Annotated in this window: 13 protein-coding genes; 4 read left to right on the top strand and 9 right to left on the bottom strand. The window is 68.9% G+C overall.

The features are described from left to right. Window positions 1-1,775, bottom strand: a 1,775-nt coding sequence (locus ACY34I_RS38475; protein ID WP_462760150.1) for an MMPL family transporter, incomplete at its 3' end; no start/stop codon positions are given. A gap of 78 nt (window positions 1,776-1,853) precedes the next feature. Then, on the bottom strand, window positions 1,854-2,258 hold the full coding sequence (locus tag ACY34I_RS38470; RefSeq protein WP_462760148.1) for a hypothetical protein: 405 nt from the start codon (window positions 2,256-2,258) through the stop codon (window positions 1,854-1,856). Between the two features lie 222 nt (window positions 2,259-2,480). Here ACY34I_RS38470 and ACY34I_RS38465 point away from each other — a divergent pair, with 222 nt between their 5' ends. Next, window positions 2,481-5,816 carry a ThuA domain-containing protein gene (locus ACY34I_RS38465; protein ID WP_462760152.1) on the top strand — a complete coding sequence of 1,112 codons (3,336 nt, stop codon included), beginning with the start codon at window positions 2,481-2,483 and terminating at the stop codon, window positions 5,814-5,816. Between the two features lie 283 nt (window positions 5,817-6,099). Here the strand turns inward: ACY34I_RS38465 and ACY34I_RS38460 are convergent, their stop codons facing one another. Beyond that, on the bottom strand, window positions 6,100-6,618 hold the full coding sequence (locus tag ACY34I_RS38460) for a hypothetical protein (RefSeq protein ID WP_462760146.1): 519 nt from the start codon (window positions 6,616-6,618) through the stop codon (window positions 6,100-6,102). A gap of 429 nt (window positions 6,619-7,047) precedes the next feature. On the opposite strand from ACY34I_RS38460, the gene ACY34I_RS38455 reads away from it, so the two are divergent. Both ACY34I_RS38455 and ACY34I_RS38450 read left to right on the top strand, forming a co-directional pair. Then, window positions 7,048-7,209, top strand: a complete 162-nt coding sequence (locus tag ACY34I_RS38455) for a hypothetical protein (protein WP_462760144.1) — start codon at window positions 7,048-7,050, stop codon at window positions 7,207-7,209. Window positions 7,210-7,389: 180 nt separating this feature from the next. Then, window positions 7,390-8,775, top strand: a complete 1,386-nt coding sequence (locus tag ACY34I_RS38450) for a DEAD/DEAH box helicase (protein ID WP_462760142.1) — start codon at window positions 7,390-7,392, stop codon at window positions 8,773-8,775. Between the two features lie 3 nt (window positions 8,776-8,778). On the opposite strand, the gene ACY34I_RS38445 is transcribed toward ACY34I_RS38450, so the two are convergent. The 3 genes from ACY34I_RS38445 to ACY34I_RS38435 all read right to left on the bottom strand — a co-directional run bounded on the left by ACY34I_RS38445 (window position 8,779) and on the right by ACY34I_RS38435 (window position 10,806). Next, window positions 8,779-9,453, bottom strand: a complete 675-nt coding sequence (locus tag ACY34I_RS38445) for a class I SAM-dependent methyltransferase (protein WP_462760140.1) — start codon at window positions 9,451-9,453, stop codon at window positions 8,779-8,781. A 43-nt stretch (window positions 9,454-9,496) separates the two neighbouring features. Beyond that, window positions 9,497-10,522, bottom strand: coding sequence for a fatty acid desaturase family protein (locus ACY34I_RS38440; protein ID WP_462760138.1), 1,026 nt, complete (start codon window positions 10,520-10,522; stop codon window positions 9,497-9,499). Window positions 10,523-10,602: 80 nt separating this feature from the next. Next, window positions 10,603-10,806 carry a cold-shock protein gene (locus tag ACY34I_RS38435; RefSeq protein WP_148798099.1) on the bottom strand — a complete coding sequence of 68 codons (204 nt, stop codon included), beginning with the start codon at window positions 10,804-10,806 and terminating at the stop codon, window positions 10,603-10,605. Between the two features lie 1,168 nt (window positions 10,807-11,974). Here ACY34I_RS38435 and ACY34I_RS38430 point away from each other — a divergent pair. Further along, window positions 11,975-12,100, top strand: a complete 126-nt coding sequence (locus ACY34I_RS38430) for a hypothetical protein (RefSeq protein ID WP_462760135.1) — start codon at window positions 11,975-11,977, stop codon at window positions 12,098-12,100. A gap of 152 nt (window positions 12,101-12,252) precedes the next feature. Here ACY34I_RS38430 and ACY34I_RS38425 read toward each other — a convergent pair whose 3' ends face one another. From ACY34I_RS38425 to ACY34I_RS38415, 3 genes are all read right to left on the bottom strand, one after another. Beyond that, window positions 12,253-12,615, bottom strand: coding sequence for a DUF1330 domain-containing protein (locus ACY34I_RS38425; RefSeq protein WP_462760134.1), 363 nt, complete (start codon window positions 12,613-12,615; stop codon window positions 12,253-12,255). Window positions 12,616-12,691: 76 nt separating this feature from the next. Next, the gene (locus tag ACY34I_RS38420) at window positions 12,692-12,943 is read right to left on the bottom strand and encodes a hypothetical protein (protein ID WP_462760132.1); all 252 of its coding nucleotides are present in this window, start codon (window positions 12,941-12,943) and stop codon (window positions 12,692-12,694) included. Then, complete coding sequence (locus tag ACY34I_RS38415) at window positions 12,940-13,239, bottom strand: DivIVA domain-containing protein (protein WP_462760130.1); 300 nt, start codon at window positions 13,237-13,239, stop codon at window positions 12,940-12,942. The genes ACY34I_RS38420 and ACY34I_RS38415 overlap by 4 nt, the downstream gene beginning before the upstream one ends. Between the last annotated feature and the right edge of the window lie 293 nt (window positions 13,240-13,532).

The raw sequence follows: 13,532 nt of genomic DNA, 5'->3' as shown, positions 1-13,532 counted from the left end.
GAGGCTGGCTGGCCGAGGATGTGGGTGAAGATGAGGGAACTGACGCCGAGGGCGAAGCCGAAGGAGAGGATCACGGTCGCGATCACGTAGAGCGGCATCACCACCGCGCGTAGGAGCAGAGTGAGGACGAGGAGGATCAGGGCAAGGCCGACCGGGACGATCAGCCTGGTGTCACGCCTGAGTGCCTGGCGGGCATCGTAGTTCTCAGCCACGGTCCCGCCGATCAGGATGGTCCGGCCGTCGGCCGCGCGGTCAGCGATCTCACGCAGCACGGGGACGGCGTCGGTGGCCCGCTCTGAGAACGGATCCATCCGCAGGTCTGCGTCGAAGATGACCAAGTTTGTCGCGGACCTTCGCTGGCCTTGCGCCGCCGCACCCAGGAAGCCGCTGTCCGCCCCGATCGACCTGGCCACCGCGTGCATGTCGGCGATGGGTGAATGTGTGCCTTCGGTGAGAGCGCTCTGGACCTTCCCGCTTGCCTCCTCGGCTACGACGATGCGAAGCGGCGCCGCCCGGCCGGGGATGAAGTGGTTGCGGATCACCTGTTGACCGCGGACCGAGTCCGGCGCCTCGCGGAAGGACTCGGCGAAGTCGAGCGCCGGACGCCCGCCGATGGTGGCCAGCGCGCCCGCGGCGAGGAGAGCGGTGACCGCCGCGGCGATCATTCCGGGTCGTGCGTGAACAAGGCTCGCGATGCGCCCCCAAAACGTGACTGCGGGTGCGGACTCGGGCTCGTGGCGGGGAATCGCGGGCCAGAATGCCCGTCGTCCGAGGGCGGTGAGCATCGCGGGCAGGAGCGTCAGACCGGCACAGACCATGATCGCGACGCCGAGGGCGAGGATCGGGCCCATCTCGCGCGTGGCGTTGAAGTCGGCAAGGGCGAGGACCAGCATCGCGCCGACGACGATCGCTCCGGCGGAGAGAATCGCCGGGCCGGTGCGCTGGGCGGCGGCGACCATCGCCTCCTCGACGTCCCGCGCCCGCCGCAGTTCGTCGCGAAACCGCGCCACGACCAGCAGACAGTAGTCGGTTCCCGCACCGAACATCAGCACGATCAGGATCGCGGTCGTCTGGCCGCTGACCGCAGTGAGGCCGGCGGCGACGAGGCCGTAGGCGAGGGCGGCGGCGACGAGATAGGCGACGGCGACGACGGCCAGCGGTACCAGAGCAACCAGCGGCGAGCGGTAGGTCGCGAGCAGCAGGAGCAGCAGTATGACGACCGTGACTGCCAAGAGGGTCTCGTTGATCCCTTTAACCGCAGCACTTCGATCGGCCTCGAAGCCGGCACGGCCGGTGACGAAGGCCTTCAGTCCGCTCTCGTCGCCCGCGGTCGGTGGGACGACCTCGCGGATTGCCGCGACCGCCTGCTCGACGGCGGGCGTCGAGTCGTCGGTCATCAGGACCGTGCTCAAGATGACGCTGTTGTCGGGTGAGGTGAGCAGCGAGCCGCCCGTGCTCATGTCGAGCGGATCGGTCTCGCCGCACGCGCGCTGGTACGGGGTGGCGACCATCGTCAAGTTCGGGATCGCGCCGGACCGGCACAGCGCGCGGGCGTCGGCGTCGGCGCGCTGCCCGTCGTCTGCTGTGATCCCACCCTCGCGGAAGTAGGCGATTACCGCCGCTGTTTCGCTGCCGCGCCGGAACCGCTCGTTGATGATCCGCTTGGCCTCCGCCGACTCCGATCCCCGGACGAGGAAGGTTTCGCTCTCGTCGGCGGCCCGTTCGCTGAGCTTGGCTTGTAGCGGCACCGCGAGCATCGCGAGCGCAAGCCACACCGCGATTACGACCCACCGTGACCGCCGACCGGTGGCGACTACGGAAGCCCTGGTGAGAGTGCGCATCGGGTCGTCGCCCTAGAGCCCACCACCGACGCCCTCTATGTCGCTGACGGCGCCATGCTCGATGTAGACATAGATCCTCGCCGGGTCGATCTCTATCGGCACGGGCTGGCTCTTGCCGTCCTCGCGCGCAACGACGATCTCGCAGTCGTGATGGGCCGCCTTCTCACGGGCCTCAGCGAGCTGCATCCCGAGCAGCTCCGCCGTATCGAAGGCGTTCTTCGCGGGTCTGTACTGGCTGACGTCCGTGTGCTGTCCCGTCTCCACCATCGGGCATTGAAGCGCCGTCAGGTCGCGCTCCCGCCCCGGCGCCTCCCCGGAGTCGTCGCTACATCCCGCCAGAGCCAGTGCCCCGACGGCGATCGCAACTGTGGCCGCAGTGACGCTGAGAAGCCGCCTGTGAACCCTCTGCTCACCCATGGCAGGGACGCTAGCGGAGCGAATCGTCTGGTTCAAGACAGCTAACGCCTTCGAGCAACAAAACTACTGTTACTGGCGAGAGAGCTTTTGTTGTTCGCAACCGGAAGTTCTTGACCATCTGCCAAAAGGAGGACATGCTACGTCTTAACCTTCAGGCGGTCGCACCACGTCGCTCCGACCGCGGGGCTGGTAGCCGCCGCATTGGGAGAGGAAGTGAGTGGCATGTGGAAGGCCGCGCTGCCTGCGCGGAGTGTGAAGCATCCTGGAATCGCTCTGATCGCGGTCGCTCTTGGGGCTCAGATGCTCGCCCCGGCAACCGCTGTCCAAGCGAAGAGCACCCGACAGGCTCCTAGCAGCATCCACCCGGCGGATGCTGGCCCGGCGACAAGCACCAGGCAAGCTAGCAGCGCCCTCCCTGCGGCTCCTGCCCAGGAGGAGGGCAACAGGATCCTCATCTACACCGGCACGACCGGGTACCGGCACACCGATGGGATCAACAACGGTCGCCCAGTGCTGCAGGACGCTCTCAAGGCCGCAGGCTACGAGGTCGCCTGGGAGGACTGCGACAACAACGGTGGCGGCCCGAACAACTGCGACCACCCGGACAAGAACCCCCGGATCTTCACCGACCAGAACCTGGCCCGATACGACGCGATCCTGCTCCTGAACGCGTCGTGGTCGTGGGCCGGCGGCCGGCGGCCCGGACCGCTCCTCGACCATGCCCAGCGTGAGGCCTTGATCCGCTTCACCCAGAACGGCGGCGGGATCGCGGCCGTGCACAACATGACCGACGCCGGCGCTGGCGTGTCCGTGTGGGACTGGTGGGACGGCGGGCCGGACAGCGTCGTCGGCACGACGATGCGCGGCCACTCGAGCGGGTCGGCGACCGGCAACGCCGCAACCGTCCAGGTTGCCGACCACAACCACCTCTCCACCAAAGACCTGCCCGACACCTACAAGATCGCCGACGAGCACTACAACTTCGCCCGCAACGTCCGGGGCGACCACCACGTGCTCGCGACCTTCGACGAGCGCACCTACAACACCGGCACCTACTCAATGGGCCAGGACCACCCCACGACGTGGTGCAAGCTCTACGACGGCGGCAGCGTCAAGGACGGCACCGGCACCCCGCGGCCCTACAACGATGGGCGGACCTGGGTGACCTCGCAGGGCCACTTCGGCGTGCGTTACACCGAGAACGGCGGCGACAACCCGCTGATCAAGCAGATCGTCGGAGGGGTGCGCTGGGTCGCCGGCGAGGGGAAGAAGACCGACTGCTCAGGCACCGTGTGGTCGAACTTCACCCGCACGACCCTGGTCGACAATGTGAACGGCCCGATGGCTCTCGACGTGGCGTCGGACGGCAAGGTCTACTGGACTGAAATCGGCCCCAAGCCGGGGTACGAGTCCGAGGGCTACGTGAAGATGCACGATCCGAACGGCCCGCCGAACAACTCGACGACGGTCGCGACGATCCCGACCCGCGCCGACCACGGCAACTCCGAGGACGGCGTGCTGGGGATGAGCCTGGAGCCGGACTTCGACCTGTCGGAGCCGGACAAGCGCAACATCTACGTCTACTATTCCCCGCGCAACCCCGGCGACTGGCCGACCACGGGCAACCAGCAGACCGTCGGCTACAACCTGGTCAGCCGCTTCACGCTGAACAAGACCGGCACCGCCTTCGAGCCGGCACCAGGCGGGCCGAAACACCTGGACCCGGCACATCCATACATGGAGCGGCAGATCTTGCGCGTGCCCAAGGCGAAGATCTCCGGCAAACCCTCGGGCTTCCCGGGTGGCCCCACCGACAACGGCCCCGGCCACGTCGGCGGCGCGAGCCTGGTGTTCGACTCCGAAGGCAACCTCTACGTCGGCGTCGGCGACGACGTTTCCCCGAACGCGCCCGGCCACAACCGCTACACGCCGATGGACCATCGCGCCTCGGAGCGCTGGGACGCGCGCAAGACGGCGGCCAACACCGCCGACCTGCGCGGCAAGATCCTGCGCATCAAACCGCGCGAGGGCCCGCCGCAGACCCCAGGGCGCGCGCCCGATCCCGGCCTGGGCAAGACCTACACGGTCCCGAAGGGCAACATGTTCGCGCCGGGAACCCCGAACACCCGACCGGAGATCTACGGCATGGGCTTCCGGCAGCCGTTCACCGTGCACACCGACCCCGCCAACCCGGGTTCAGTCGTCGTCGGCGAGTTCTGCCACGACAACTCCGTGGACCAGCCCGACCGCGCCCCGGCCGGCGTCTGCGAGTGGAACAAGGTCGACGGGCCCGGTTTCTACGGCTGGCCGTTCTGCGTCGGTGACAACTCGAAGATCAACACCACCTGGCGCTGGAACTACGAGGCCAACTCCTCAACCGGCCAGCAGTACGACTGCTCGCTCGACAAGCTCCCGTCCGACCTGAACTGGGCGCCGCCGGGCGGTACTAATTCGCAACCCACATTCCAAGGCCTCGATGAGATCCCAGGTCCCGCGAAACCAGCGACGGTCTGGCGCAAGTACCCCGGCAACCCCGGAAGCCAGGATCCGAAGGACTTCGGCGACCTGGGCGCAGGGGGGATGCAGCCGGTCACCGGCCCGGTCTACCGATACAACGACAGCCGCGGTCCCGGCGCCTTCCCGCCCTACTACGACGGCTCCTGGCTGATCACTAACCGTGGCACCGACAACGGGTTCTGGAAGGAGGTCCGCCTGCGGCAGGACAACAACCAGATGCTCCGGGTCAACGACTGGCTGCCTGTCAACCACTTCGGCACGCCGAACAACAGCTTCGTGATCCCGACCAGGTTCGGGCCCGACGGCGCACTCTACATGGGGCGCTGGACCTTCGGCTGTTGCCGCAACCAGATCAACCCCGAAATGAAGATGCAGCTGATCAAGATCGAGTTCACGCCCGAGGCGGACCAGTGCAAGGAAACCGATGCACCGACGGTCTCGCACCAGATTCAGGGCCAGGCCGATCCCGACCAGCAGAACACCTACATCGACTCGGCCACGCTGAGCATCACCGCCAACGATGTCGGCTGTGCCGGCGTGGACAAGGTCGAGTACCGCGTCAACGGCGGAGCGTGGACCGCCTACAACGGGCCGGTACCGTTCAAGGACGCGGGGAAGTACACAGTCGACTATCGAGCCACCGATCGCCTCGGGAACGCCTCCAACCCGCAGAGCGCCACCTTCACGGTGCGTGACGGCGGCGGGACGCTCCCCACGACGTGCGACATCAACGCCACGGGCACGCAGTGGAGTCCCGACAACTGCAAGATTGCCCGCGGCGGCACCGTCACCTGGCACTTCAACGAGGCGGATGCACGGTTCCCGCACGACGTCTGGCTCGTGCCGCCCGGCGGCAATCCGGACCCGAACGGCGGCGACATCTTCCAGGTCACCAACGGGCCCGTTCCGCCGGGAGGTCCACCGGTCTCGTACACCTTCGATCGGGAAGGGACCTGGACGGTCATCTGCAGGCTCCACGCCGGCTACAGCAACGGGCAGTGGGTCGGCATGATCGCGACAGTCACGGTCGGAGGAGGATGAGTTAAGGCCTGATGGCCTGGTGGATCGGGCCCGGACACGCCGTCCAGGCCCGACCACCAGGCCCAGGCCTCTGTGGGCCGCCGCGCGTCCTCCGGCAGCCGCTAAATGCCGGAGGTAACGGCCTCACCGCAGCTGCCGCTGTTACACCCACTTACTTACTCAGCCGGACGCCGGGGCGGACTCGGCAGTCCGTCAGAGGCGCGCGGCCAGCGGCAAAAGCGGACGTCGTCTGCCGCTACAAATCCGGGCAGCCACGTTAGCGACGCCGGAGCCGGGCATCGCCTCACCCTGCCATCGCGAGCATGTCGAGAGCTGCGAAGAATGCCATCGGCCGGCCGGGGCGGATGACCTGTTCGAGGAGCACGACTCCGATACGGTCAACGACGTCGCACTCTGCTTCGATCGTCGTGCGGACGGGGCCGTACCGGCGGGAGGAGGAGCGCGCCGAGGCGAGGACCACCTCGTCTCGGCGGAGCTGTGCCTGACGTGAGCTTGTGTGGACGATCTCGTACTTGCGTCCCTGGAGGGTCCATGTGGTGCCGGCATTGCGTCGGCGGCAGGGCGCTTTCCTGCCGTTCACAAACTCGAACCGTTCACCGGTGGTCAGCGTGACCGTGACGGCGTCGGCCTGGAAAGCCAGAACCCGTGATCGGGGTGGCCACGCCGCTTTCTCTGCGCCCCGACGAGGTTCCACGATCGTAAGCTCAGCACCGCGCTCATCGAGCAACCGCAGCCGGCGCGCGTCCTCCGCGTCGAACGAGTATCCAAAGCTTAGGGGTTCCACCACGCGCGGATCAGTCACGCCCTCATTCAAGCAGTCGACGTTGTCTGCCAGCCGCCGAGCGCGCGCGTCGATGCCGCCGCGTGTGAGGTAGCCGCGGTGATGTGCACCGTCGGGCCGGTTACGTTGTGCCGCAGGGAGACGATGCGACGGCCGGCCCGGGAATGGCGGGATCGGTGCCCCGCTGGCGCGATGGCTCGACGACGTGCAGATACCGAGCCGCGCCGCGAGGTATCAGTCCCAGGGCCGCCATGCCGCGCCCGGACAGGACGACCAGCCGGTCGCCGTGGCGGGCGCGGATCATGCCACGGGTGCTCGGCCACCTCGTCAACGTTGGGGGTAACCAAGATCGTCACCGTTCCGCACTCGGGCGTGGTGCTATACGGTCTGGGGGTGAGAACCGAGCGTCACTGGTGGAACGGCGACCGCACTGTGCGAGGGCGTCGCGACGTGTATATCCGTACCGATGGCGAGTCGTGGGAGGTCGAGGCCCGAGCCGGCGGCGGCGCTGGTCGGTCGAAGATCTACCCGTGCCCGGGCCTGCGGTCGGCGGAGATCCTGGCCGGGGCATGGATGGACGAACAGAGCCGGTGGCAGGTCATGGCGCCCTGATCGGCCGGCGTCGATGCTCGTTCACCACCCGTCAGCAGGCAGCATGGTCCGGTAGCTGGTTCGAGTAGACTGACAGCGCGGCTCGCCCAGCATGGCGGCCGGGTTCGATGTCCCACGCCACGCGCCGCGGCCGAAACGGTCAGCGCCGGGCGGGACGTCCCTTCGACGTTCGGAGCCCTCATGGCGGCACGCCGCCCACGCCAGACCACCTCGTCCAACTACCTGACCTTCGCCGACCTCGGCGCGCCCGACGCGCTCATCCGCGTGCTGGCCGCGGCCGGGGTGGAGCGGCCGTTCCCAATCCAGGCCGCGACACTGCCCGACGCGCTCGCCGGGCGGGACGTGCTCGGCCGGGGCCGCACCGGTTCGGGTAAGACCTATGCATTTGTACTGGCGGTGCTGACCCGCCTGGCCGCCACCGCCACGCCACGGCGGGCCGGGCGCCCTCGGGCGCTGATCCTCGTACCCACTCGTGAGCTGGCCACCCAGATCGACAGCGTGATGGCGCCGCTGGCGCAGGCGCTGTCGCTACGCGTGATGACAATCTTCGGTGGCGTCGCCGCCCGACCTCAGATCGCCGGGCTGCGCGCCGGGGTCGACGTCCTGGTGGCCTGCCCGGGCCGGCTCGCCGACCATGTCGAGGCCGGCAACGCGTACTTGGACGCCGTCGAGATCACCGTGCTCGACGAGGCCGACCACATGGCCGACCTCGGCTTCCTGCCCACCGTACGGCGGCTGTTGGAGCAGACCCCGCGCGGCGGGCAGCGTCTGCTGTTCTCCGCCACCCTGGACGCCGGCGTCGATGTCCTGGTGCGGCGGTTCCTCACCGATCCGGTCGTGCACAGCGTCGACTCGGCGCTGTCGCCGGTCGCCGCGATGGCGCACCACGTCCTGCACGTCCACGCCGACGACCGGTTCGCCGTGCTGGTCGAGCTGACCGCGGCGCGGGGTCGGACCGTGGTGTTCACGCGTACCAAGCGGGGCGCGAAAACTCTCGCCCGCCGGCTGGTCGCGGCCGGTGTGGCCGCCGTCGAACTGCATGGCAACCTGGCCCAGGCCGCGCGCACCAGGAACCTGCGGGCGTTCTCCGACGGGGAGGTGCACACGCTGGTCGCCACCGACATCGCCGCCCGGGGCATCCACATCGACGACGTGGCCCTCGTCGTGCACGCTGACCCGCCCGTGGAACACAAGGCCTACCTGCACCGTTCGGGCCGTACCGCCCGGGCCGGGGCGGCCGGGACTGTCGTCACGCTGATGACCGACGGGCAGGTGCCCGAGGTGCGGGAATTGACTCGCAAGGCGGGCATCACGGCGACGACGACCCGGCTGCGCCCGGGTGACGCGCTGCTACGCGAACTTGCCCCGGGGGAACGGACGCTGGTCCCCCAGCCCATACCGCGGTCCGCCGACCCGCGGCACGAGGCGCAGCCTGCCCACGACGGCCGGAGCCGACGCGGCGGCAAGCCGGCGCCGACCACCTCGACACGATCCGCACCAGCGCGATCCAGTGCGGCGGCCTTCTCCGCCCGGGCCCGGCCGGGCGCTCGCCGCGGTGGACGCTGACCCTTACGCGGCGGGGCCGAGCACCGAGACCTCGGTGAGTTCGGCGTCCTCGGCGGCGCCCAAGCCGCGTACCTGGTAGCTGGTCAGTACCTTCAGCCAATCCTGGGGCAGGTGCCCCCGGCCGGGATCACCGACGAGGACACGCGCGCCGCGGTCGGCGGCGCGGTGTAGGAACCCCAGCATCCGCGCGGCCAGCTCGGGGTCGTAGAAGGCGTCGCCGGCGAGGATCACATCGGCAAGGCCGCCGTCGCCGTCGAGCAGGTCGCCCTCGTTCACCGCCAGCGTGACCGCGTTGGCCGTGGCGTTCATCGCGACGGCCGCCAGTGCGTACGGGTCGATGTCGTTGGCGATCACCTCGACAGCGCCCGCCTTGGCGGCGGCGATGGCGACCAGACCGGAGCCGCACGCCACGTCGATCACCCGCCGGCCGGCCACCACCTGCGGATGGTCCAGGACGTACCGGGCGAGGGCCTGGCCGCCGGCCCAGGCGTTCGCCCAGAACGGCGTGACCCCCGGCCCGACCCGCGCCTCCAACCTGGCCCGCAGCACGATCGCGTCATCCGCCAGGTACAGGCGGATCTCCGGTACAAACGGAAGACGCGCGAGGTGCAGTCCGTCGAACTCGTCGGCGCGGAACGCGACGAAGGGCGTGAGCAGAGCGCCGGTCGGCGTAGGCAAGACATGCTCCGTTCATGGACGGTCGCCGGTCAGGGCGACCGGTTCAGGCGCCCGCCGAACAAGGAGTACGTCCGACCGCGTGCAGGTGGCGCAGCGCCTGGGCGTACGACTCGAACAGGCCGGTCTGGCAGTACGTGAGGCCGTGCCGGCGGCAGAACGACTCGACGATCGTCTGCGCGCGCCGCAGGTTCGACCGGGGCATGCTGGGGAACAGGTGGTGCTCGATCTGGTAGTTCAGGCCGCCGAGCATGAAGTCGGTCAGCCAGTGGCCGCGCACGTTCCGCGAAGTGAGCACCTGGCGGCGCAGGAAGTCGGTGCGGTCACCGGCGGCGAGGATCACCATGCCCTTGTGGTTCGGCGCGAAGCTGCACCCGAGGTAGAGCCCGAACAGGCCCTGCTGGACGAGGATGAACACGACCGCGCGGACCGGCGAAAGTATCAGGAAGACCGCGCCGAGGTAACCGATGACGTGGCTGGCGAGCAGCACCGACTCCCACGCGCGGGGGCGTCCACCGCGTCGCAGCAAGGCGCGCACGCTGCTCACGTGCAGGCTGAGGCCCTCCAGCAGAAGCAGTGGGAAGAAGAAGAATGCCTGGTAGCGGTACGCGAACGCGGCAATGCGGCCACGGTTTCCGGCTTGGCCGGAGGTGAACGCGAGCGCGACGATCCTGAGGTCCGGGTCGGCGCCGTCTGTGTTCGGGTGGGCGTGGTGCCGGTTGTGCTTGTCCACCCACCAGCCGTAGCTCAGCCCGATGGCCAGATTGCCGTGCAGCAGCCCGAGCACGTAGTTCGCCCGCCGGGACGCGAAGATCTGCCTGTGCCCGGCGTCGTGGCCGAGGAACCCGAGTTGGGTGAAGACGAACGCGAGGAAACCGGCGACGATCAGTACCCACCACGAGTCCCCGATGAGCGCGAAGGCCGCCCAGCCGGCCACGAACAGCAGACCGGTGATGGCGATCTTCCAGATGTAGTACCCGGTGCGGCGCTCCAGCAGCCCGGCGCCACGGATCTGGTGCAGGAGATGGGCGTACGGGCTTCCGCTGCCGGTTCGCGGCGGCGCTGTGGACATGAGCGCCTCCCGGCGGGTGCTGCGCCGACGCCGACGCGTGCCAACCATCGAGGGCGCGGTAGGCACGCGCCGGCGGTGGTTCAGATGGCGCGGATGTTCGCGGCCTGCGGGCCCTTGGCGCCCTGCGTGATGTCGAACTCGACCCGCTGGTTCTCATCGAGGCTGCGGAAGCCGTTCGAGGAGATCGCCGAGAAGTGGGCGAACACGTCCGCCCCACCGCCGTCCGGGGTGATGAACCCGAAGCCCTTGTCCGCGTTGAACCACTTCACAATACCGACAGCCATGTCTTCTCCTTGGAAGGCTGGATTCGGGACCCACACTGTGCGGACCCCGACGTCGCGCTGTTGATCGCCCACATCCGGAGATGACCGGAACCACCAGCGCCGCCGGGTCAGCTACCCACCACGCGCTGGCAAATATTCGGAAAGCAACTGCAACGGGACACACCGTACCACCCTCGGATAGGGCACAAGCCGGACGACACGAGTTACTTCCCCTTCCCAGCACCCACGCCCTGTTCGCCGGGCACACCGCGAACGTGGTGTGCACCAACGCGGCCAACAGCCGCGACGCGCAGCGTCCTGCCGCTGATCCTGGCCGTCGTCTTCCTGGTGTCTATCCCGCCGCCGTGGGCCCTGATCGCCCCACTGCTGCTCGCGTCGCGCTGCACGACGACCACGTGCTCCCACAGCAGGGCGGCCGGACGACGGCAACGTGGCGGCGCGAGGGGTCCCTACCTCCTCCGTAGCGGCTCAGGCAGCGGCATGGTGTGGACGACGGGCGGTTCGGCCGGGTGAGTGCCGTGTAGAGCGGCCCCTGCCGGCCGAGGTTCTGCGGGAAGTCGGCGGGCTCGACCACGACGACACCGTCGAACTCCAACCCGCGGGCGGTGTCCGGGTGGGCCACGGTCACCTCGCGGCCTGAGTACTGCCAGGTGGAACCGTTCCGCCGGGATCTCACCCAGCCCGCCCGGTGCAACATGGTCTCCACTGTCTTTGGGAGCGGCGGTGATGACGGCGACAGTGCCCTGAGGATAGGCAACATGCAGGCGGATCACGTGGTGGAGCAGCGTGGTGCCCAGATCCGACCGCTGGCACCGCTTCACCGTCGGCTCAGGCCCTCCTCCTGGAAGGCCAGGACCGCACGCTCCGCAGCCCGGAGAAGCCGGTTGGCGTATTGGAGGATCGGTCGGGTGGACCGGTAACCACATTCGAGCCACGCCCAGATGCACGACTGCCTCGCCTTCGCCGACGCCGACACGGCTGCTGAGGAGGCCGCCGAGATCAAGGCGCTCGCCGCCGCCCGCACCTGGGGAGAAGCTCGGCAGGTCCAGATGACCCACCTTTGGAACCCGGCCGGCTCCGACTACCACGACCCAGAGGACGGGTTCGCGGACGACAAGCCGTTCGACATCAACCAGGTTGGTGTCGTTGAGGACGGGGACTGGCCCCGATGGTCACCAAGGGGGCGTTCAGGCTGCTGCCGAAGGATCTGCAGGTTCGCTTCGGCAAGACAGAGTTCATCGCCCTCAACGGCGACATCTTCCAGATCCGCTTGAGCACGAGGCCGAGCTGGTAGCCAGCTGCGGCAGCGGGGCTACGAGGTGGGGCGCGACGACGAGCTGATCAAGGTGCTCGACGGTCGCAGCTTCAGCCGCTCGTCGGCTGAGCCCCCGTGAGCAGGGCGACTGGGCGTTCGTCCTGCCGTCTGGGCAGGCCGATCGCCGGGGATCAGGGCGCCGCTTCGATGATGCGCAGGTCGCGTTCGGCTCCGTCGCCGAGCGCCCGAAGCGCCTTCTGGTAGGCGGGGCTGTGGTATGCGGCGACCGCGGCGTCGACGCTGTCGAACTCGATCAGCGTCGTACGCTCCATCAGGCCGGACTCGAACGCGTGCGATGGCAGGCCACGCGCCAGAAACGTGCCGCCGGCGGCGCGCAGCGCCGGCCCGGCCAGCTCTATGTAGGCGGCGAGCTTCTCCTCGTCGCTGATGGACCGGGAGGTGTTGATCCAGTAGGCCTTCGGCACCGTCGCTGTCTCCCGCTCATCCGGATGGGCATTCTCCTGCTGGTTTTCCCTGGGAAGCGTAGCGGTCACCTGACCGGCGGCTCGATCGGGCGTGAGGTCAGCGGTGGGCCCGCCGCGCGTGCCGGGTAGGCACTGCCGGGCGGGATCAGCGCCGCAGCCGGCGGGAGCAGGGCCCCTCGTGGTCGGCGCGAAGCAGGCAGCGCCGGCCGCCAGGCATCAGCAGGTCGCAGAAGACCCAATGACGAAGGTTCTGGTCGTCCTCGGCGGAGACGGTGATCCCGCCTGGCTCGGTCTGTGGCAGGACGACCAGCCAGCGGCCGACCACCCGGGCCAGGCGCTGGGCGGCGGGCAGGTCGGCGGCGACGACTGGCAGGTGGATGACGTAGCGCTGGGTCACCGCTCGTGTCCCCGGGCGTCGCGGGCGCGGGCCTGGTCGGACTGCCAGCGGCGCAGGGCGTCCTTGATGACGGCAGTCTCCCGGCGGCTGGCGGCCAGGGCGGCGTAGACGGCGGCCAGGTCGCCGGCGACCCGGTCGAGGAACTTGTAGACCTCGTCGGGCTCCAGGCCGCGGCGTCCGAGCCCGACCGGCTTGAAGCGGCGCTCACGCACCTGCCACGGCAGCAGACTGGTGTACGCGCTGGAGCGGTAGGTCGCTCCGCTCCCCCGGGCCGGTCGCTGGTAGCGGACGATCATCCCGCAGGCTCCCCTCGCATGCCGTGGGTGGATGGGGTGGGGCCACCCGCCCTCCCCGCACAGGCAGACCCACCCCGGCCCTGCCACCGCAGCTCCCTTCAGCGGTACGGCAGCACGGCTCTTGTGGTCAGCTTGTGACACCGTCAAGCAGCAGCGCAACGTTCCACAGCGGATTTCTCGCCAGATGTATTGACTTTCTTTACTGAAACCTGTACGTGTTGCAGAGCGGCGTCACGCAGTGTTGCAGGACGGAATCAAGGAGTGTTCGAATGGCCGAGGATCTCGGATCGACC

This window comes from Micromonospora sp. RTBAU3-60, assembly GCF_054963695.1.
This window is presented reverse-complemented; position numbering and strand designations above follow the sequence as displayed.

Coding starts and splice junctions, on each gene's coding strand:
- ACY34I_RS38470 (WP_462760148.1), bottom strand. CDS start 2,258: ATGGGTGAGCAGAGGGTTCACAGGCGGCTTCTCAGCGTCACTGCGGCC.
- ACY34I_RS38465 (WP_462760152.1), top strand. CDS start 2,481: ATGTGGAAGGCCGCGCTGCCTGCGCGGAGTGTGAAGCATCCTGGAATC.
- ACY34I_RS38450 (WP_462760142.1), top strand. CDS start 7,390: ATGGCGGCACGCCGCCCACGCCAGACCACCTCGTCCAACTACCTGACC.
- ACY34I_RS38440 (WP_462760138.1), bottom strand. CDS start 10,522: ATGTCCACAGCGCCGCCGCGAACCGGCAGCGGAAGCCCGTACGCCCAT.
- ACY34I_RS38435 (WP_148798099.1), bottom strand. CDS start 10,806: ATGGCTGTCGGTATTGTGAAGTGGTTCAACGCGGACAAGGGCTTCGGG.
- ACY34I_RS38430 (WP_462760135.1), top strand. CDS start 11,975: ATGGTCACCAAGGGGGCGTTCAGGCTGCTGCCGAAGGATCTGCAGGTT.
- ACY34I_RS38415 (WP_462760130.1), bottom strand. CDS start 13,239: ATGATCGTCCGCTACCAGCGACCGGCCCGGGGGAGCGGAGCGACCTAC.